This is a genomic window from Cryobacterium sp. Hh7, assembly GCF_004403155.1.
Lineage (GTDB): Bacteria > Actinomycetota > Actinomycetes > Actinomycetales > Microbacteriaceae > Cryobacterium > Cryobacterium levicorallinum.
Genome location: NZ_SOHG01000015.1, coordinates 63,342 through 81,789, shown reverse-complemented (window position 1 = coordinate 81,789; position 18,448 = coordinate 63,342). Strand labels below are relative to the sequence as shown.

Annotated in this window: 18 protein-coding genes; 14 read left to right on the top strand and 4 right to left on the bottom strand. The window is 65.1% G+C overall.

Annotation, left to right across the window (positions count from 1 at the left end; genetic code table 11):
• Nucleotides 1-269: 269 nt before the first annotated feature.
• From E3T43_RS04340 to E3T43_RS04275, 14 genes are all read left to right on the top strand, one after another.
• Nucleotides 270-1,466, top strand: a complete 1,197-nt coding sequence (locus tag E3T43_RS04340) for an Rv2578c family radical SAM protein (protein WP_134471486.1) — start codon at nt 270-272, stop codon at nt 1,464-1,466.
• A gap of 69 nt (nt 1,467-1,535) precedes the next feature.
• The gene (locus E3T43_RS04335; protein ID WP_134471485.1) at nt 1,536-2,894 is read left to right on the top strand and encodes a sensor histidine kinase; all 1,359 of its coding nucleotides are present in this window, start codon (nt 1,536-1,538) and stop codon (nt 2,892-2,894) included.
• Nucleotides 2,891-4,294 carry a hypothetical protein gene (locus tag E3T43_RS04330; RefSeq protein WP_134471484.1) on the top strand — a complete coding sequence of 468 codons (1,404 nt, stop codon included), beginning with the start codon at nt 2,891-2,893 and terminating at the stop codon, nt 4,292-4,294. Before E3T43_RS04335 ends, E3T43_RS04330 begins: the two co-directional genes overlap by 4 nt.
• The gene (locus E3T43_RS04325) at nt 4,295-4,924 is read left to right on the top strand and encodes a thymidine kinase (protein WP_134471483.1); all 630 of its coding nucleotides are present in this window, start codon (nt 4,295-4,297) and stop codon (nt 4,922-4,924) included.
• A 39-nt stretch (nt 4,925-4,963) separates the two neighbouring features.
• Nucleotides 4,964-5,245: a hypothetical protein gene (locus E3T43_RS04320; RefSeq protein WP_134471482.1), complete on the top strand. Its 282-nt coding sequence runs from the start codon at nt 4,964-4,966 to the stop codon at nt 5,243-5,245.
• 4 nt (nt 5,246-5,249) lie between these two features.
• Nucleotides 5,250-7,145 (top strand): DUF4012 domain-containing protein, encoded by a 1,896-nt coding sequence (locus E3T43_RS04315; protein ID WP_134471481.1) that lies wholly within the window; start codon nt 5,250-5,252, stop codon nt 7,143-7,145.
• Between the two features lie 45 nt (nt 7,146-7,190).
• Entirely contained in the window at nt 7,191-7,511 is a 321-nt protein-coding gene (locus E3T43_RS04310) for a hypothetical protein (protein WP_134471480.1), read from the top strand.
• Nucleotides 7,512-7,831: 320 nt separating this feature from the next.
• The gene (locus tag E3T43_RS04305) at nt 7,832-9,124 is read left to right on the top strand and encodes a polysaccharide biosynthesis tyrosine autokinase (protein WP_241978805.1); all 1,293 of its coding nucleotides are present in this window, start codon (nt 7,832-7,834) and stop codon (nt 9,122-9,124) included.
• Nucleotides 9,125-9,242: 118 nt separating this feature from the next.
• The gene (locus E3T43_RS19550) at nt 9,243-9,839 is read left to right on the top strand and encodes a low molecular weight phosphatase family protein (protein WP_134471479.1); all 597 of its coding nucleotides are present in this window, start codon (nt 9,243-9,245) and stop codon (nt 9,837-9,839) included.
• The gene (locus tag E3T43_RS04295) at nt 9,839-10,201 is read left to right on the top strand and encodes a hypothetical protein (RefSeq protein ID WP_134471478.1); all 363 of its coding nucleotides are present in this window, start codon (nt 9,839-9,841) and stop codon (nt 10,199-10,201) included. The genes E3T43_RS19550 and E3T43_RS04295 overlap by 1 nt, the downstream gene beginning before the upstream one ends.
• Nucleotides 10,202-10,289: 88 nt before the next feature.
• Nucleotides 10,290-10,592: a hypothetical protein gene (locus E3T43_RS04290; RefSeq protein ID WP_134471477.1), complete on the top strand. Its 303-nt coding sequence runs from the start codon at nt 10,290-10,292 to the stop codon at nt 10,590-10,592.
• 82 nt (nt 10,593-10,674) lie between these two features.
• Nucleotides 10,675-10,998, top strand: coding sequence for a hypothetical protein (locus E3T43_RS04285; RefSeq protein ID WP_134442927.1), 324 nt, complete (start codon nt 10,675-10,677; stop codon nt 10,996-10,998).
• Nucleotides 10,999-11,255: 257 nt separating this feature from the next.
• Nucleotides 11,256-13,406, top strand: coding sequence for an acyltransferase family protein (locus tag E3T43_RS04280; RefSeq protein WP_134471476.1), 2,151 nt, complete (start codon nt 11,256-11,258; stop codon nt 13,404-13,406).
• Between the two features lie 151 nt (nt 13,407-13,557).
• Nucleotides 13,558-14,550 carry an acyltransferase family protein gene (locus E3T43_RS04275; RefSeq protein ID WP_166790254.1) on the top strand — a complete coding sequence of 331 codons (993 nt, stop codon included), beginning with the start codon at nt 13,558-13,560 and terminating at the stop codon, nt 14,548-14,550.
• Nucleotides 14,551-14,662: 112 nt separating this feature from the next.
• Here E3T43_RS04275 and E3T43_RS04270 read toward each other — a convergent pair whose 3' ends face one another.
• The 4 genes from E3T43_RS04270 to E3T43_RS04255 form a co-directional block, all read right to left on the bottom strand.
• Nucleotides 14,663-15,403: a hypothetical protein gene (locus tag E3T43_RS04270; protein WP_134471474.1), complete on the bottom strand. Its 741-nt coding sequence runs from the start codon at nt 15,401-15,403 to the stop codon at nt 14,663-14,665.
• Complete coding sequence (locus tag E3T43_RS04265; protein ID WP_134471473.1) at nt 15,400-15,693, bottom strand: hypothetical protein; 294 nt, start codon at nt 15,691-15,693, stop codon at nt 15,400-15,402. Before E3T43_RS04265 ends, E3T43_RS04270 begins: the two co-directional genes overlap by 4 nt.
• Nucleotides 15,694-16,285: 592 nt before the next feature.
• Entirely contained in the window at nt 16,286-16,603 is a 318-nt protein-coding gene (locus tag E3T43_RS04260; protein WP_255454168.1) for a tyrosine-type recombinase/integrase, read from the bottom strand.
• A gap of 7 nt (nt 16,604-16,610) precedes the next feature.
• Nucleotides 16,611-17,945 (bottom strand): ATP-binding protein, encoded by a 1,335-nt coding sequence (locus E3T43_RS04255; RefSeq protein WP_241978804.1) that lies wholly within the window; start codon nt 17,943-17,945, stop codon nt 16,611-16,613.
• Nucleotides 17,946-18,448: the final 503 nt, after the last annotated feature.

Here is an 18,448-nt window from a genome sequence, read left to right as displayed (position 1 = left end):
GAAACAGTAGTGCGAATCGCCCTCGTCAGCACGAAAGCGGATGCCGCTGCCCGCCCATCGCCTGCCCGCCGCGCTCTCGCTGGGGCCCGCAGCGCTGGCCGAGCTCAAGGCACTCGCGGCACCCCTGCGTAGGGGTACCCGCGTCTCGAACGAGTGCCGCGACGCGCATCCGCGACCGTTTCGGCGCGACGCGAGCTGAGGCATCCGCTTCAGTGCGGTTTTTTCTGGCATCACTTGCACTTTCCTAGAACTTGTGTTCGACTATACCCATGCGGTGGAGCTCACAGGAACTACAGACCGAACAGGTCGGAGCCCTTCCCGGACTCGCCCGCCTGAATAACCTCGTACGCAGCGTGCAGACGCCCGAGTTCGCCGGAATCACGTTCCACGAGATCCTGTGCAAGTCGGCGCTTAACCACGTACCCGGTCAGAGCGCGCTGCCGTACGGCTACACGATCAACCCTTATCGCGGATGCTCCCACGCCTGCACCTACTGCTTCGCCAGGCCGACCCACCAGTACCTCGACCTCGACGCCGGCAAAGACTTCGATAGCGAGATCATCGTCAAGGTCAACGTGGCCGAGGTGCTGCGCAAGGAACTCGGCAAGCCCACCTGGGGGAGGCATCCGGTGGCGCTCGGCACCAACACCGACCCATATCAGCGCGCCGAGGGACGCTATCGACTCATGCCCGGCATCATCGCAGAACTCGCTGACAGCAAAACCCCCATCTCCATTCTTACCAAGGGCACACTGCTGCGCCGCGACCTGGACCTGCTCGTCGAAGCGAGTGAGCACGTTCCAGTCGACCTGGCCATGTCAATTGCCATCTATGACGATGAGTTGCAGCAATCCGTCGAGCCGGGAACTCCCACGACGAAGGCGCGCCTCGCCACTGTGACCGCGGTGCGCGAACGGGGACTCGACTGCGGCGTCTTTCTCATGCCCATTTTGCCGTTCCTCACCGACACCCGCGCGCACCTCGATGAGGCGCTGCGGCAGGCCAAGGCGGCCGGAGCCACGAGTGTGCTCTATTCCGGCCTCAACCTCAAGCCCGCCGTCAAGGACTGGTACCTGCGCTGGCTCGACCGCGAGCATCCCGAGCTGGTTACCCGCTACCTCGAGCTCTACGCCGGCGGCCAATACGCGCCCAAGGAGTACCGCACCTGGCTCGCCGCGCGCATCAAGCCGCTCATTCGCGCGCACGGCCTCGAACGCGGCATCGTCGACCCCGCAACCGGCGGCCTCCGCTCCAGCGCTCTCCCGTCTTCCCCAGAACGGATGCCCGTCGCCCGCCGGACGCCCGCCTTTACCCCCGCCCGTTCACCGGGCCCGGGCCCGGGCCCGAAAACCGGGCCCATGATGGATCATGGGCCCGGTTCCCTAAGGTGGGCCGGGAGCACGGGGGCGCCCCGGTCCCTGATCGCCGCCGAACTCCCGCCCGACTTGGCCCCGACCCTGTTCTGACCCCATCACTGCCTTCCCCGCACCCAACCCCTACCCACCCCGATGGCATACTTACCTATTGGGGGAAATATGTCTCTAGGGTTACCCGGCCACCTGGTCCAGCGCACGCTCGCACGCGCCATCGCACGGGCCGCGCACTGGTTCGCGCTGACCTGCTTTAGCGCCGCGATCCTGTCCGTCAGCATCCTCACCCTCAGAACCCCCGAACTCTGGATCACCATCGTGGTCGTGGCCGCCATGGCAGCCCTGCTCATCCTCTTCACCAGGCATCGGCGCATCCCGCTGGCCGTTGCCTATCTGCTCGTTGGAACCCTCGGCGTTTACGTCTTCACCGCCACCGTGCTCGGCGTACCCGACGTATTCCCCGCGTCGAATATGTTCCTCGTCGCCCTGCCGAAGATGGCCCTCGTTATGGTCGGCGGCGCGGGATCCACCGCCCTCGCTGGCGTGCTCTGGAGCACCGCGGCGTTTCTGCTCGCCGAGGCGGCTGCGCTCCTCGCCATCGTCGGCGCGACCGTGCCCTACCAGCCCGACCTGTTCACCCTTTCGACCTACCTCGTACTCGTCGGGGTTATGGTGCTCGCCGGAATCGACCGCCGCGCCAGCAACGCCGCCCAACCCGCCATCCACCGCGCGGTGCAGGACGGCGCCAACCGCCAGCTGCGCGATGCCCTCGACACCCGCGCCATCGCTTTACTCAACGACACGACCGTCTCCCAGCTCGTCGCGCTCTCCCTGGCCGAACCCGGCGCTCTCTCGCCGGGCCTCAAAGCCAGCCTGAGAGACACCCTCACCACCCTGCACGACACCAACTGGCTCGCCGATATCGACGCCCGCACGACCACGTCACCGCAGCCAGCCGTCCACGAGCAAGCGCCAACACCAAGCCCGGCCTGGCGCTCCAGCGCCGTCTACACCGCCGTCGAACGCTGCCGTGATCGCGGGCTGAAAATCGAGGTCACCGGAGACCGCGACGCTCTCGCTCGCCTCGACGCCGGCAGCGATCGCGACGTCGGCCTCGCCGTGCAGCAATGCCTCGTCAACGTCATCCTCCACGCCGGAATCGACTCCGCCGAACTCGCCATCGAGTCCGACCGCAGCACCATTTCACTCCTCATAACGGATGCCGGCCGCGGCTTCACGGAATCGGAATCCGCTTCCGACCGGCTCGGTCTACGGCAGTCCGTGCGGCGACGTATCGAGCAGCTCGGCGGATCCGTGCTGATCTGGAGCCGCCCGGGCGCCGGCGCAAGCGTGCGACTGACCGTGCCGGCCGAACCCCCCAGCATCAAACCGAAGCCAACCCTGCCCACCCACCACACGCCGGTCCGGCCCGGCAGCCTCAACGCCACCCCGGCCAACGCCACCCCGGCCAACGCCACCCCGGCCAACGCCAACGCCACCCCCGCCCCCCGGAACCCCCGATGACCCGCGCGACCCCCACGCCGCGCCGGCCGCGCGCACCGGCATCCGCTTCACAGCAGCGTCTCGACCCCATCGGTGGCCTGGCCGCCTGGCCGATCGCCCCGGTTGTCGCCCTGATCGTGGTGACCTACGCGATAGCGGCGACCGTGTCGCGTCCGCACGAAATCCAAATTGAGGAGCTCGCGGTCTCGGCCGTCGCCGCGCTCATTATCGCGGCCGCCGTGCTGGTCTGGTCGGCGCGCCCCGACCTGGCCCCGTTCACCCGCAGCCGTGCGATCGTCGTCGTGGCCCTCGGCCTGGTCGCCCACGTGCTCGCCGCGGCCAGCGCCTGGCAGTACAACGGCATGATCCAGGACGACTTCGCCCCGATCGGACTCGGCCTGCTGCTGCTCGCCCTCGCTCCGTTCCGGCCATGGAAAGAAATCCTCGCGCTTGGCGGAATCTCAGCGATCATCGTCGGCGCCACCGCCCTCGGGCAATCGCCCTTTCTCGGCGTGCGAACCCCGCCCGCCCTGTTCGCGATCATCGCCATGACCCAGGTGCTCGCGCCCAGCCTCGCCGCCGCCGCGTTCTCGCGCCAGGTCGTCAATTCCATTCACCGTTGGCAAACGGATGCCCGCCGCGCGATCCGCGGGCGCACCGAGGAGAAGCGCGACCTCCTCGCGCACGAGGTCGTCGACCATCGCGTCAAGAACCTCGGTGCAGATGTGCTGCCGTTCCTGGCCGATGTGCTCGAGCGGGATGCGCTCACCGCCGCCGACGTGAAGCGGGCCCGCTCCCTCGCCTTCCAGGTGCGTCGGGTGCTCGTGGCCGAAGTCGACCACACCTGGCTCGACGACCTGATCGAACGTGAACGCGCCGCACTGACCGAGCGCGGCCTCAACCCGCTCTGCGTCATTGCCGACCCCGAGCGCCGAGCGACCGCCTTCGACTCCGACCAGCGTGCCGCCGCGGGCGCTATCCTCGTGGCGCTCTGCACACTCAAGGGCTTTGATCCGACCAGCCTCGTCGTGCAAATCGACGGGTCCGGCCCCGCCCCCGCCGACACCGCCCAGGTCACCCAGGCCTTCGGCGCCCGCGGAGCCCTCCCCACCCCGGCCACCGACACCACGACCATCGCCATCGTGACCGCCGCCCAGGAGCAAGCCGCCGCGCAGGCCCGCACCCAGGCCCAGGCGCAGCTGAAGCCCCGATCGCGCTCGACCGGTGAACGCGCCGTCGACACCATCACCATCCAGGCCGGAATCTCGCTGCCCCCGTATCAACGCCGCCGGGCCCTGCGCCCGTACCTCAGCGTGCTCCGCGCCGTCTTCTCCCAGGTGCGCGTGACCAGCCGGCATCCGCTTCTCACGCTAGAATTTGACGCTGACCGCAGCGGCTCAAACTCAACCAAAGGCACCTAAATGGCGAAACTGTACTTTCGATACGGCGCCATGAACAGCGGCAAAAGCACCTCTATGCTGCAAGCGGCATACAACTACGAGGAACGCGGCCACCACGTGCTGCTCGCCAAACCGTCGGTCGACACTAAGGGCGACCGCGGAATTCTCTCCCGTCTCGGCGTGACGCGCGCCGTCGATTTTTTGCTCACCCCGCAAACGGATGCCTACGCCGTGTTCCAGCAGCACCGCGCGCAGGTCTTGAAAGAGTCCGGCCGTGACGTGAGCGCCCTCTTGCTCGACGAGGCCCAGTTTCTCACCGAGACCCAGGTCGACGACCTGCTGCGCATCGCCATTCTCGAGAACGTGCCCGTGCTGGCGTACGGAATCCGCACGGACTTTCAAACCGTCGCCTTTCCGGGAAGCCGCCGTCTGCTCGAAGTGGCCCACAGCCTCGAAGAGCTCAAGACCATCTGCCGCTGCGGACGCAAAGCCGTGTTCAACGGGCGCCAGATCGACGGCGTCTATGTGTTCGACGGCGACCAGGTGGCCATCGATGGCGAAGAGGTCACCTACGAATCGCTCTGCGGCAGCTGCTACCTCGAAGAGAGCCACGGCGTGCTCAATAACCGCAGCCGTCCGGCACCGGAGTAAGTCAGCGCCCTAACGCTGCACGCACGAGTCGCCGTCACCGTGGCCGCCGGTCGCACACAGAAGAACCAGCTCACCGGTGCCATTGCCGCCCTCATCAGTGTCGGCGCCCCATCTCCCGGGCTCGTGCTGACCATGCTCCCCACCAGCGGACCGGACGCCTACAGCTACGCCTACAGCTACAGCTACAGCTACGGCTACGGCTACAGCTACGGCGATCCCGGCAGAACCGGCCCGCGCCCGCGGCACGCGCGTCAAGTCCTGACCCACCCGACTTGGTGTGCGCTGACCGGAGGGCTCTCCTCGCGCGGTCTGCTTAAATAGGGCCATGCCCTCTCCAGACTCGGCACGGCCTGCATCCGACTCTGACGACCCCGCGCAGCACTCGGCCGATGCAGCCTCCGCTGCCGCCCCCGCCGCCGTCCCGGCCAGCACAATTCCCGCCGCAATCCCACCCCCAGCGCCCCGCACGCGCCGCCGCACCATCGTCGGGCTCGTCGTCCTCGGCCTGCTGATCTTCGTCGTGGCGGCCACCGCCTGGGTTGGCGTTCGCGGTCTGCAGGCCAAAGATGCCCTCGAAGCTGCCGTTCCGCTCGCGTCGACCATTCAGGGCCAAATCCTGGCCGGCGATGGTGAACAAGCGGCTCAAACCGCTGCCGACCTGGCCGAATTCGCGGCAATTGCTCGGTCGCGCACGAGCGACCCGATCTGGCGCGGCTACGAATTTCTGCCGTTTCTCGGACCGAATCTCACGGCCGTGCGTGAACTCGCTACCGTCGTCGATGATGTCGCCCAGAACGCCGTCACCCCGCTGGCCGGTCTGGCCGGAACCCTCGACCTGAACGCGTTCAAGCCCGTCGACGGATCGATCGCCCTGCAACCCCTGCTCGACGCGCAGCCGTCAGTTGACCAGGCCAACACAGCCCTCGCCCGCGCCGTAAAAGATGTCACTGCGATCGACACCGACAACGTACTCGCCGTGGTGCGCGACGCCGTTACCCGGCTGCAAACCGTCACCGAGCAGACCGCGAGCAGCCTGGACGCCATGGATCGCGCCGTCACCCTGCTGCCGGCCATGCTCGGCGGGGCCGCTCCCCGCGACTACATCCTGCTGTTTCAAAACCTGGCCGAGCTGCGCGCGACCGGCGGCATCCCTGGCGCTCTAGCCCTGGTGCATACCGATCAGGGCAGCGTCGAACTCACCCAGCAGGCGACCGCTGAGGACTTTGACCCGTTTGCCGCGCCGGTGCTGCCGCTCGGCGACGACACGACCCTGATCTATGGGGACATCACCGGCGAATACATCCAAAATGTCACCCTTACGCCCGACTTCGCCCAAACCGGAGCCCTGGCCCGCGAAATGTGGCGGCTCCAATTCGGCCTTGAGGCGAACGGCGTGCTCTCGATCGACCCGGTTGCACTGAGCTACCTGCTCGATGCCACCGGCCCGATCACCCTCGCTACCGGCGACGAACTCACCGCCGACAACGCGGTGTCACTGCTCTTGCACGACGTGTACGCGCGCTATGACGACTTGAAACAGCAGGACATCTTCTTCGCGGCCGCCGCCGGCGCCGTGTTCGACGCTGTCAAGAGCGGTCGCGCCGACCCGAACAGGCTCATCGCCGCGCTCGCCCGCGCCGGAGCCGAACACCGCGTGCTGGTCTGGAACGCCGACGAGACCGAACAGGCAGTGCTCGACGACACCACCCTCGCCGGCGGCCGCCCGGTCAGCGACGATTCGACGAACCGATTCGGCCTCTACATCAACGACCTCTCCGGCGCGAAAATGGACTTCTACCTCGACGTCGAAACCGCCATCGGCCAGCAGACCTGCCGCACCGACCGGCGCCCGCAATACACCCTCGAGGTCACCGTCTCCAACACTGCACCAGCGGATGCCGCCACCTCCCTTCCCGTCTATGTCACCGGCCGCGGTCTCTCGGGGGTGCCGCTCGGCAACATCAAGACCATGGTCGCCGCTTACGGTGTTCCGACGATGTACAATCTCGGTGTCACGCGGGACGGCATCGACGCGGAACATGTTCCCGCGACCGATGCCAGCTATCCGGTGACCTCCGTGGTCTTCGAGCTGGCTCCCGGCGAAAGCACCGTTTTGCACTTTGACTGGCTCGGCACCGGGCCGTTCACCGGTGATCTCGCCCTGCGCAGCACCCCGTTAATAACGCTGCACGAAACCGAGAAGCTCGACCTCAGTTGTTAGGGTTCGCCATGGGGAGCCGCACCATTGCCACCACCGGGATCCACCTTGATTAGAAAACTTCGTGCCACGCTCGCGCTCGCGAGTATTGCACTGCTCGCTGGTGCGGCCGTAGCGCACGCCGCCGGCTATGCAGCAGCCAATCTCATCAGCGTTTCTGGTAACAACACGCCGGGCGGCACGGTCGTTGTCGCCTTCGGTGACGAATCCTTTGCCACCGGCGAACGGGTGTCGATTGCCGTCTCCGGCGGAGGTTCCGCTACCCTCGCCGCCGTGCGCGCCGCTAGCGTGAACATCGAAAAGTTGGCTACGAGCACCGATGCCCTCGACCGAAGCGTGACCTTGCCGAGCAACGCAACCGACTCCTAAAGCCGTACATCAACAGGGCTCCGCTCGGGCACCGCCTCGATCACCGTCGTCGCCGCCGCCGACGGCAGCGACGACCTGGCTACGGCCGGTGTCGACGTGCCGATTGCCCTCATCGCCAGCCCGGCCGGTGCACTGCTCCTCTGCCTGGGACTCCTCATCACCCTGCGTACCGTTCTCCGTCGTCGCGCCGCCACCGCCGTCTAGCGGCCGGCTGAGCAGCTCGACCCCCTGATCGCGGGGCGCTGCGCAATCAAGTGTCCTTGCGCAACTGTGCCAAACTACCGGGTAGCAGCTTTGTGCCGCAACGGGAGGTGACGCAGTTGGAACTCCGTGACTACATACGCATCCTGCGCGACAGTTGGATCCTGATTGTGGCGGCGACCTGCCAAGCCGTGTCGGCAGCATCCGTTTTCTCGATTGTGCAGACGCCTACCTCTAGCACTACGTCCAAAGCTGTCGTCTTGACCGAGTCGGGCGGCACCACGAGCGACCTTGTGCAGGGCGCGAAGTTTGCGGTCGCCCGGGTGAAGACGTACGCCCGCTTGGCAACCACGCCGCTGGTTCTGCTGCCCGTCATCGAGAGCCTCGACCTTCGCAGTACAGCGGTCGAGCTGGCCAAGCGCATTGCCGTCTCGGCGCCGCTCGACACGTCGATCAGGGACATCTCGGTAACCGACACCGACCCGATTCGTGCTGCCGAAATTGCCAATGCCGTCGCGCAGAGCCTCACGGACGAGGTGAAAAAAGTTGAGCAACCGGACGACCCCACCGCGGCATCGCCCGTGAAACTCCCCCGGGTTCAAGTTGCCACCGTTCCGACTTCGACGGTCTCCCCAAATGTACCGCTCCACTTTGCGTGGGGCGCGCTCGTGGGGCTCGCCCTCGGCGTTGGCCTCGCGGTGCTGCGCGAAACCCTGGACACGCGCATCCGCACCCAGCGTGACGTGGAACAGATCACTGACGTGCCCGTCATCGGCGGAATCCTGTTCCACCCGAAGGCTATCGAGCGCCCCCTCATCGTGCACGCCGATCCACGTAGTTCGCGGGCGGAATCCTTTCGCACACTGCGCACCAATCTGCAGTACCTCGACGTCGAGCGCGCTGAGCGCTCATTTATGATCACGTCGTCGATCGGTAGTGAGGGCAAGAGTACGACGAGTGCCAATCTGGCTATTTCGCTGGCAGATTCCGGTGCTCGCGTTCTGCTCGTCGACGCGGATCTGCGTCGCCCGCGTGTCGCCGACTACATGAACATCGAGGGCGGCGTGGGCCTCACCGACGTGCTCATCGGTCGCGCCGCGCTCAGTGATGTTATTCAGCCGTGGGGTCGCGGCCAGTTGTTCGTGCTGCTGGCCGGTCACATTCCGCCGAACCCGAGCGAGATGCTCGGATCGTCGCGAATGAAGCAGGTCATCGAAGACTTCAATCGCACCTTTGACGTCGTTATTTTCGATTCCCCACCACTGTTGCCCGTGACGGATGCTGCCATCCTCGCCAAGAGTGTCGGCGTCGCCATTCTCATCGTCGCAGCTGGGCGCACCCAGAAGGCGCAGCTCAAGGGGGCCATCGCCGCCCTGGCCAGTGTTGGCGCGCCATCAACGGCGTCGTCATGACCATGATGCCCACCAAAGCGCCCGGCGCTCACGGATATGGTCAGTACGGCTACGGAAACACCTATGGCGAGATCCCTGTTGAGCCCGTCGCCCCCAATTTACGTCGATCGCGAGCCCGATGACCGCGCCTCGCATCCTCATCGTCTGCACCGGAAACATCTGCCGGTCGCCACTGGGGGAGCAGCTTCTGCGGGAAAACCTGCGCAACGCCGGCATCGACGCCGTGGTCACGAGCGCCGGAACCCACGCCATGACGGGCAGCGCCATGACGCCCGAAGCCGCCGCTCTGTCGACTCAATACGGCGCGTCAAACACCGATCACGTCGCTCGGCAGCTCACCGCGAAGCTCATTGCCGACGCCGACCTCGTGCTCACTGCCACCCGCGATCACCGTCGAGACGTCGTCACCCTGCTGCCCAAAGCCACTCGCTACACCTTCACCCTCAACCAGTTCGCCCGCCTGGTGGCCCCGGCCGATGCCGAAGATTTCGCCGCTGACGCCTCCCGCGCTGACGCCCAAACAGGCCTCGACTTCCCAGCCTTCGTCGCGTCCGTCGCCTCGACCCGCGGACTCCACCCCTCGCCCAACCCTCCAACCCTCGACGACGTCGAAGACCCCTACCGCCAGCCCGCCGCCGTCTATGACCGCGCCGCCGCCGCGATCAACGTATCCGTCACCACGATCACCGCCGCCCTGATCGCGGCAGGAGCCTGATGGCCCAGCACCCCCGCCGGCGTCGCATCATCGCCTACTCCGCTATCGGACTCTTCCTGCTCATCGACGCCGCGCTCATCACGAGCGCACTCACCTCGACCTCGGTTGATGCTGCCGTCGACGCGTCTTCGGAGCCGGCCGCCACGGCATCCGCTTTTCCCGTGCCGCGCGCCACCCCGACAGCTTCGCCTACGGCCGAGCCCACGGTGATGCCCCTGCCGGCCACCCGCCTGCTCTCCGCGGTGTCGGCGACCGCCGCTTGGCGTGCCAGCACCGGAACCTGCAGGGCCCCGGCCGCACCCGAACTCAGTACCGATTCCGGCACCAGCTGGACCGCCACCGACGCCGCCGGCCGACGCTGACTCCGCCGCCGTCCTCTGCCCCGACGCACGCATCTTCGCCACAACGGATGCCGCCGCCTCCTGGTCAGCGCCCCTGACCGTCCCCGGAGTGCTCACCCTCACCGCAACCGACCTGGGCTACATCGCCTTGGCCGCGGGGGACCCGGCCGCCTCGTCGACGGACTCCGGCTCGGTCGCGTGCCTCGGCCTTAGCGTCGTCGACGTCGGCGTGCTCGACCCTGCCGCTGAGACCGCTGCACTGAGCGCGAGCACCACGGGCTGCTACGCCACCGACGAAGCTCCCGCCGAGCTGGCCGCAAACATTGCTGTCGCATCCGCCGACGACACCCTCTGGCTCTGGATCGGCGACCTCACCCTGCGCTCCACCGATGTCGGCCAGTCCTGGCTCTAGTTGCCCCGAGTATGCAGCGCCCACTTCTCCACAGTTCCTAGAATCCCCAGCACACCCCTGCCAGCGGGACTAGTCTCACTCCATGGACGACAACGTCTCGTGGCTGTTCGAGAAGCAAGACGTGCAACGTCCGCGCCTCTGCTCGCAATGCGGGGACGCCATGGAGGTTGCCTGGCACGGTGACGGCTATGACTACGGCTGCACGAATCTCGGCTGCACGCAGCTCTACTTCGGGCCGCCCTATTCCGAGGCCGAGCTGGCCAGCGATGCTCCGCTCGAGCTAAGCCCGCCCAATTGCCCCCGCTGCCTGATGCGCATGGGGGCCGTTTCCGACGGAGAGACCTGGCAATTCGTCTGTCTCCAAAACGGATGCGACGGCATCTGGCCGCCCCGCGACTCCCGTTAGCCGCCTCTCCGGCTGCCCCCCCCGCGCTGGTCGAGACGCGAGCCTCTGTTCGCTGGTCGAGTTGCAAGAAACGAACGATCGAGACCTTTCGTCCGGGATCTCGATCGCTCGCAAGCTCCCCACTCGATCGGCGAGTCAGATGCCCCCAGTTCGCGCACAAATAGCGAGCAACCCTCACAATCCGCTACCCTCAACACGTTAGGACCACCACGCATCCAGCGCTGAATGCACACTTGCCCCCGACCACAGGGAGAACAATGTCATCCACCGCTCAGCTGCGGCGCGCGCCGACTGTCACGAGCTGCGTCCGTGCCGACATCCAGGGGCTCCGTGCGCTCGCCGTCGTGGCCGTCATTTTCGACCATATCTGGGCGTGGCCATCCGGCGGCTTCGTGGGCGTCGATGTCTTCTTCGTCATCAGCGGCTTTCTCATAACCGGACTCCTGCTGCGTGAGCATGAGCGCACCAACCACATCTCGTTCACCGTCTTCTATCAGCGCCGCATCAAGCGCATTATCCCGGCAGCGACGCTCGTCTTACTGGTCACCGTGGGTACGGCACTCCTCCTGTTCAACCGGGGCCGGTTCTACCAGACCTTCTGGGATGCGATCTGGGCGTTCTTCTCCACCGCGAACTGGCACTTCGCAGCCACCGGCACCGACTACTTCCTGGCGGATGGCCCCGTTTCCCCCCTGCAGCACTACTGGTCGCTCTCCGTCGAGGAGCAGTTCTACTTCGTCTGGCCGTGGCTGATGCTGGCCGTCTTGATTCTCGCCGCCAAGGTAGGAGTCAACCGTCGACGCCTGGTTACCGGCCTCGTCATGGCCATCATCATCGGCGCGTCCTTCGTCTGGGCCATGTTCGACACGCAGGCCAACCCGACCCTGTCCTATTTCTCCACCCTCACCCGGGCCTGGGAACTCGGCGTCGGCGCGCTCATCGCCATCACGGCGCCGTGGTGGTCACAGTTGCCGGCCCGAATGCGTCCCGTTCTCGCGTGGGTGGGCTTGCTCGGCATCATCGTCTCCATCTTCGTCATCAACGGCACCATGCCCTTCCCCGCGCCGTGGGCGGTGCTCCCCGTCGTCGCCACGGCCCTCGTTCTTGCAGCCGGAATAGGAGGCGAACAACGTTTCCTCTTTCCGCTGACGAACCGGGTCAGCGGCTACCTCGGCAACATCTCCTACTCCCTGTACCTCTGGCACTTCCCGGTCATCATCTTCGCCGGCACCCTGATCCGGCCATCGTCGCCGGTGTACTCCGTTGTCGTTGTCGCGGTCATCGCGGTGCTGTCGGCGCTCGCCTACAACCTGGTTGAGCTGCCCCTGCACAAAACACCGTGGCTGGGCGGCAAGATGAGTCGCCATCGCCGCCGATCCGAGTGGTTGGCCTGGCGGCGACAGTACGCCCCGGCCATGAAACGCAACGGGCTGGCCGGTGCCTCGCTCCTGGCCTTGGGCGTCGTCGTCCTCGCCATTCTCCCGTCGCTGTCACCCAACCCCGCAGCCGGCTACGTTCCGCCGGCTCCCACGACGGGCCCCTCCACCTCTCCGCAGGCCGATGCCGTGCAGGCGCAGCTCTCCGCGGCGTTATCGGCGTCAACCTGGCCCGAATTCAACCCGCCGATCGTCAATTTGGCCGATCAGCGAGTGCCGCAATGGACCGAAAACGGATGCCTGAACGTCACGGCCCGCAATTTCGATCTGTGTTCCTACGGCGCATCCGCTCCCACCCGCACCGCGGTCGTCATGGGCGATTCCATCGCAACCAGCTGGCTTCCGGCCGTGATCTCGGCGCTGGAACCCCTCGGCTATTCGGTTCAGGCACTCACCAAGGAGAGCTGCCCCATTGCCAGAACGGATGTCTTCGACCCGGCCGCCCGAGACACAGTGTTTACCGAGTGCGCATCATTCACCGACTGGGCGCAGCATAAGGTGCAGCAGCTCGACCCGGACCTGATCATCCTCTCGGATTCTTTTCTCTCCATCAAACGACTTGCGTCTCAGGCTGAAGGGCCGGACGCGGAATCCGAGTGGACCGCTGCCTACGCGGCCGCGCTCGCCGAGCTGCCTGCCCGCGCGTCGAAGGTCAGCCTGATGCCGCCGCCCGGTGCCCAGAATTTGCAGTCCTGCTACACCCCCTTGTCTCAACCGGGTGATTGCATCCGTTCGATTCAGGATGACTTCAATCTTCTCCTCCGTGCCGAAACGAGCGCCGCAACTACGGCAGGCACCACTTTCATCAACACCCAGCCCTGGTTTTGTATTGACGCTCTGTGCCCCGCCTTTGTCGGCACATCAGCCGTGTACGCCGACTCCGGTCATCTCACCGCGACCTACAGCGAAAGCATCGGTGCAGTGCTCCAGGAAAAACTACTCTCCATCAAAATCGCTCCGCCGAGCCCCTAAGGTCGCGCGTCGGCTGCAACCGGCTCAACTCACTGCTCGACGGTTAGGGGAAAGGGGTCAGGGTGCAAAATCTGCCCCGGGGTGGCGCGAGCGTGCGGCTCGCCAGAAGAAGTTCAGCGAGCTGGAAGCGCGGAGCCCTAGGCTTCGCCAGGTGGACAGTACAAGAATGCGCTCGGCCGCGATCGATGGCTTGCGCGTTATCGGCATTGTGGCCATCGTGGCTGGGCACGTCTGGTCGGACCAGAGCAATGACATCGCCCGCATGGGTCTCTACACCTGGCACGTTCCCGTGTTCTTCTTTCTCAGCGGATACCTCTGGGCCAACGAACGCACGCTGGGCGTCGAATTCAGCAAGCGGGTACGCACTTTGCTCGTGCCCTACGTCGCGTGGCTGCTCGCTATCGGCGCCGTCTACGGCACGTACCTCTGGGCAAACGGGCAGGCTCTGCACGTAGGTAACGTGTTGCTCGGCGGTTCCTACATGGGCGCACCATTCTTCGCCTTCTGGTTCGTTACCGCGCTCTTCGGCGCCTGCCTGTTGCTTCGTGCACTGCAGCGCTTTCCCGTCTGGCTACCCTGGGCGGTTGCCGTTGCCGGGTTGACCGTCGCCTACCTCGCCCCCGACGCGTTGACCGCCGTCCCCTTCTCGCTGGGCGTTGCCGTGCCCGCCATGATCTTCATCCTCGCGGGCATTTCCTTTCGCCGGATCGCCCCGCGGCTCAGGTCGAGGGGCTGGGTTTCAGTGGCCCTCCTGGCCGGCTCAGCAGCCCTCATCGTCACCGGCCTCTCGCAGCCACTAGACATGAAGCAGGGTGATTTTGGCACTCCTGTCGTGAGCGTCGTGGTTGCCAGCGCCATCTCTGCAGGTCTCGTCCTCTTATTTCAAAGGGTGTTTGCTTCCATCAGGCCACGGGTTGCCGGAGCTGTTACGCGGGCGGCCACCGTCGGGCTCGCGGTTGTGCTGACCCACAGTGCATTCATTTTGTTGTTGAGCAAGATCCCGGTCTATATGCCCCCGGTCGCGCACTTCGTCATTGTTCTCGTGGTGGCATGGTCACTCGCGTACCTCCTCAGTCAGACGCCGCTCGGTAGCGTATTCACCGGTGCTGCCGCGACTCCCGCTCGACGACCGAGCGACAGTTAAGTGCGGCTTGCCACCCGGACCCGCAGTGGCGCGACAGCGACAGCAGGGAGGAGCCAGAGTTGACGATCTCATTGCTCGAGGTCACCACGATGCCGTGTGGCTTCACGACTGACTACTTGCCCAGCAGCTCCGATAACTCGGCGAGCGTTTCACGTCCGAGCGCCTGAACGACGTCATCATGGTTGGCCCAAGGCCCTGTCTGCTCGGTCAGTACATTGACAAGTGCTCGCACCCGTCGGCGGCTTCGTTGGCTCAGCCCGATCAGCGCCTCGCGGGCATCATCCATACAGGCGAGAAGCACCACTGCGTCTTCAGCGTGTCTGCCTCGATCTCGGGAGTCTTCCAGATAGGCAGCTCCTTTGAGTACCAGCGCACCACGGACAGTCGGGATGACGAGCCTGACCGTGTCCGCTTCGGTCAATACATCAATGTTGATTGTCTGCTGCAGTGCGCGGGTCCCTCCGGGGATTCCGAACAGCGGGCGGCCGTCGTAGCGGGGGCGTTTCCACGTGGATTGACGGTCTGAGCACATGAGGTCCACGCGATCTGGTCCTCGATCGAAACGATATGCGTGTTTGGTTGTTGCATCCAGGACGTCGCCAGCTCCCTGCAAACGTGTGGCTGCCTGGGCAAAAGTGATCGCCCGGGTTTCGAGGTGAAGGGCAGAGTCCACGTCTACAGTCGTGCGCGGGGCCGGCAGCCCAGCCAGCTCAGCATGAAGTTTCACCATGAGGCCACCAACGAGTGTCCATAAGCCCTGCGGAAGCAGGCGCGCGAGCTCGAAGGCCGACGGCCAGGGTGGTTCCCATTGGCTCGATCGAGCGTCAATCTTGATCAGTGGGCGGTCATTCATACGGCTTCCTGGGCAGAGGTGATCCATTGGGTCGCCGCTGAGCATTCGCGCGCATCGCCGTAGGTGTAGAGAGCCAGGGCTTCAAGCACTCGGCGGTGTACCTCGTCGCCTTCAATGACAGCAATATCGCCGGAGTCATCGAGGCCCAGACGAGACCTTCTGGCCGCGCGGCTGGCGTCATGTGCGACCAATACGCCCAGTCCGCCGCCAGCGGAGAGGCCAAGCTCACTGGCCAGCACGGAAACGAAACGACTCTTGGCCTCGTCGCTTGCCGCTCGTCTCAGCGACACCCGGCCCCGAAGGACCTGGCCCGCGAGCGCGCCTACGTCCAAGCTCCGGACGCGGTGCTTCAGTCGGCTCCGTTCGGTGCTGCTCAACTCAGTTGTCTTCCCCGTGGCGAGTAGGTCAAGAGCGGCCTTCTGTACCTCGTCTGTCCAGTTGCGGCCCCGGTGCGCCGTGCGCTCAAGGGCCTGAACCTGACGCTGGGAGATTGCGTGGGAGGTGCCGTACTTCGTAGCAACTATGCGACCACTCGCGACCGCTCGCCTCACCTGCCGGGCGGTAACCCCCAGCTCCGTCGCAGCTTGAGACGTAGATAGATGCATGCAGATATGGTCCCATGTCGGACTATATCTGTCAATATTGTGTGGATTTTGCTGCGGCGGTTAATGGCGGGCACCGAGTGAAATCTCGCTGACACACGTGCGTGATTGCATGGCACCCCTGCCCCGAACTTCAGTTGCTTGCTATTAAGCGAATGCCGCACCCCGACGATACCGTCGCCTACGTCGCAGGATGCTCACGACGTGGGCATGCTTCCCCAGCTATGTACGCGCTCACCAGGTGCGCGGCGTGCCGGTCCAGGTTTTGGCGGCCGCGGTCTTAACGCGTCGTGATGCGTGGGTCGCTGTGTCGGGCGAATATTTGCGCATCGCGAAGTGGTGCGCCGGCGTCGAGCGCGGCCGTGATGGCGGCGTGTCGCATCGTGTGTGGGTGGGTTCCGGCGGGGAGGCCGGCTCGGTTGACGAGGATCTTGCAGCGGCCGTACGTGCCGCGCCGGTTCTGCGTCGTGCCGCGCTTGGTGAGCACCACGGAGCCGGTCGTCCGGTCGCTGGCGGCTGCGAGGAGCGCGCGCAGCACCGGCTCCGTGAGTGGCATTGTCGAATCCTTGTTGCCTTTACCCGTGAGTCGAAGATACACAGATGGATTAGGGGCCGAGCAGCGCCAGTGGCACGACGGCAACGCCGTCCTGCCGGCGGTACGCGTGTGAACCGGTGTAAATGAGCACCATGTCGGTGAGGTCTTCTCCGAGTTGCTCTTTGAGCCACAGAAGGTGGCGTACGTCGCTGCTGTCTGGGGCGCCGGTCAGTTTTACTTCTACAGCGATATTGGTGCCGTCATTTCGGTGAAGCAGGAAGTCTATTTCGTGATCTCCGCGTGATGTGCGGATGTGTTGGACAACGGCTTCTGCGGCTTGCGCATAGGTCTGCAGACTGAGCGCGACGAGCGCCTCAAATAGGGCGCCCAGCGCCGTTCTGTCCTGAGGCCCGAGCATCTTGGTTCTCGCACCAGCCAAGAGCCGCGGCTCATCTAGACCGAGAAGGCGCGCGGAAAGCGCTGGGTCGGCCAGAAAATGCTTAGGGGACAAGCTCAGCCGTGCAAAGTCGTTGCCTGGATGCCACGCGGGTACTGGATCGAGGAGCCACAGCTGAGTGAGGGCATCACGATATCGCTCAGTCGTCGATCGTGCGGGAACATCGCTGCCAGAGGAGGCAGCTTGGGCAATGGTGATGCTGGTTGCCGTGGAGCCGGTCGCTGCGGCGTATGCCGCCATCCAAGACTTCAGCTGCGCCGGTTGCCTACGCAGCATCCCCTCGTCCACGACCTCGTGCTCTACGACGCGTTGGACGTAGCCGTCGAGGCGAAGACGCCGTGCGCGACCGGGCAACGATCGAATTCCCGGAAAGCCGGAGGCCACAATCTCCTGCACGTACCCTTCCAGGTCGATCTCGGTCTCGCCGCCGATTGCAGCATGACCCGTAAACAAATCGAGAACCGAGACCGTTGGTGTCTCGATATTTCGTTCGGCGAAGGACATCGGCCGCATCCGGAGACTGTCGATACGAGCGGCACCTGAATGGATTGGTGCATTTTTTGGTGCTGCGCTTCCGGTCAGGAGGAAGCGGCTGGTTCCTTGCGTGTCGTCAACGGCACGCCGAACGAGGTCCCAGACCGGCGGGTGCCGCTGCCATTCGTCGATGAGAACCGGCTGCTGGGATGTCTTGATGATGTCGGGGGACGCGCGGATGAGCTCGAGGTCGTGGAGCGCGTCCATCCGAAATATGGTCGCGACGCGACGTTCGGCGGTAGCGGTCTTGCCGACGCCTTTGGGCCCCTCGAGTGCAATTGCCGACAGCGCCGGAAACAGATCGTCCAGCTCTGTGTCGATGACTCGGCGTGAATAGCACGTCTGGTTATTCTCGCTAACACCCCCATTGATCACGGCTTTCAATCGGACACCCTTCCTGCGCTCGTAGTCCACGATACATTTTGCTCACACTTCACGCTACATTTCTATCATGTCTCGCGCTGCACTTGGAGGCGAGACGGCCCTGCCCTTTGCGAGGGAAGTGCGACTCATCGAGCTTCTCCCCGCCCGTGAGAGAACGTCGGGTACATGTCCCCACGATCAAGCGAACTCGCCAGTAACGCCGCCATGAGCTCCCAGCCAAACGCGACCCAGATGCCGAGGCCGCCGTCAGCTGCTCCCGGCGCAGTGTCCCCGCAAGGCGACAATCAAAGCGAATGCCTCAGCGACCGTTGCCACCGCCGCCGGTCACGTCCCGCCGCCAGTGTCAGAGTCCTACGGACCGCGACGGTGTAGGCCCCAAAATTGGGTCAGAGTGATGCCCAAACGCGGAGCGCCGCCCCCGGCTTCCTTTGGAAGCCAATATTCATATCCGACGACCAGTACTGAACCTGTCGTGACTGAACATGTCAGCGGGGTATCAGCGACGCCGGCGCGTGATTGGGAAAGGCGTGCCT

Bases quoted from the DNA above. Each gene is read 5' to 3' on its own strand.
- E3T43_RS04340 (WP_134471486.1), top strand. From the start codon at position 270: ATGCGGTGGAGCTCACAGGAACTACAGACCGAACAGGTCGGAGCCCTT.
- E3T43_RS04335 (WP_134471485.1), top strand. From the start codon at position 1,536: ATGTCTCTAGGGTTACCCGGCCACCTGGTCCAGCGCACGCTCGCACGC.
- E3T43_RS04330 (WP_134471484.1), top strand. From the start codon at position 2,891: ATGACCCGCGCGACCCCCACGCCGCGCCGGCCGCGCGCACCGGCATCC.
- E3T43_RS04325 (WP_134471483.1), top strand. From the start codon at position 4,295: ATGGCGAAACTGTACTTTCGATACGGCGCCATGAACAGCGGCAAAAGC.
- E3T43_RS04315 (WP_134471481.1), top strand. From the start codon at position 5,250: ATGCCCTCTCCAGACTCGGCACGGCCTGCATCCGACTCTGACGACCCC.
- E3T43_RS19550 (WP_134471479.1), top strand. From the start codon at position 9,243: ATGACCGCGCCTCGCATCCTCATCGTCTGCACCGGAAACATCTGCCGG.
- E3T43_RS04295 (WP_134471478.1), top strand. From the start codon at position 9,839: ATGGCCCAGCACCCCCGCCGGCGTCGCATCATCGCCTACTCCGCTATC.
- E3T43_RS04285 (WP_134442927.1), top strand. From the start codon at position 10,675: ATGGACGACAACGTCTCGTGGCTGTTCGAGAAGCAAGACGTGCAACGT.
- E3T43_RS04280 (WP_134471476.1), top strand. From the start codon at position 11,256: ATGTCATCCACCGCTCAGCTGCGGCGCGCGCCGACTGTCACGAGCTGC.
- E3T43_RS04270 (WP_134471474.1), bottom strand. From the start codon at position 15,403: ATGAATGACCGCCCACTGATCAAGATTGACGCTCGATCGAGCCAATGG.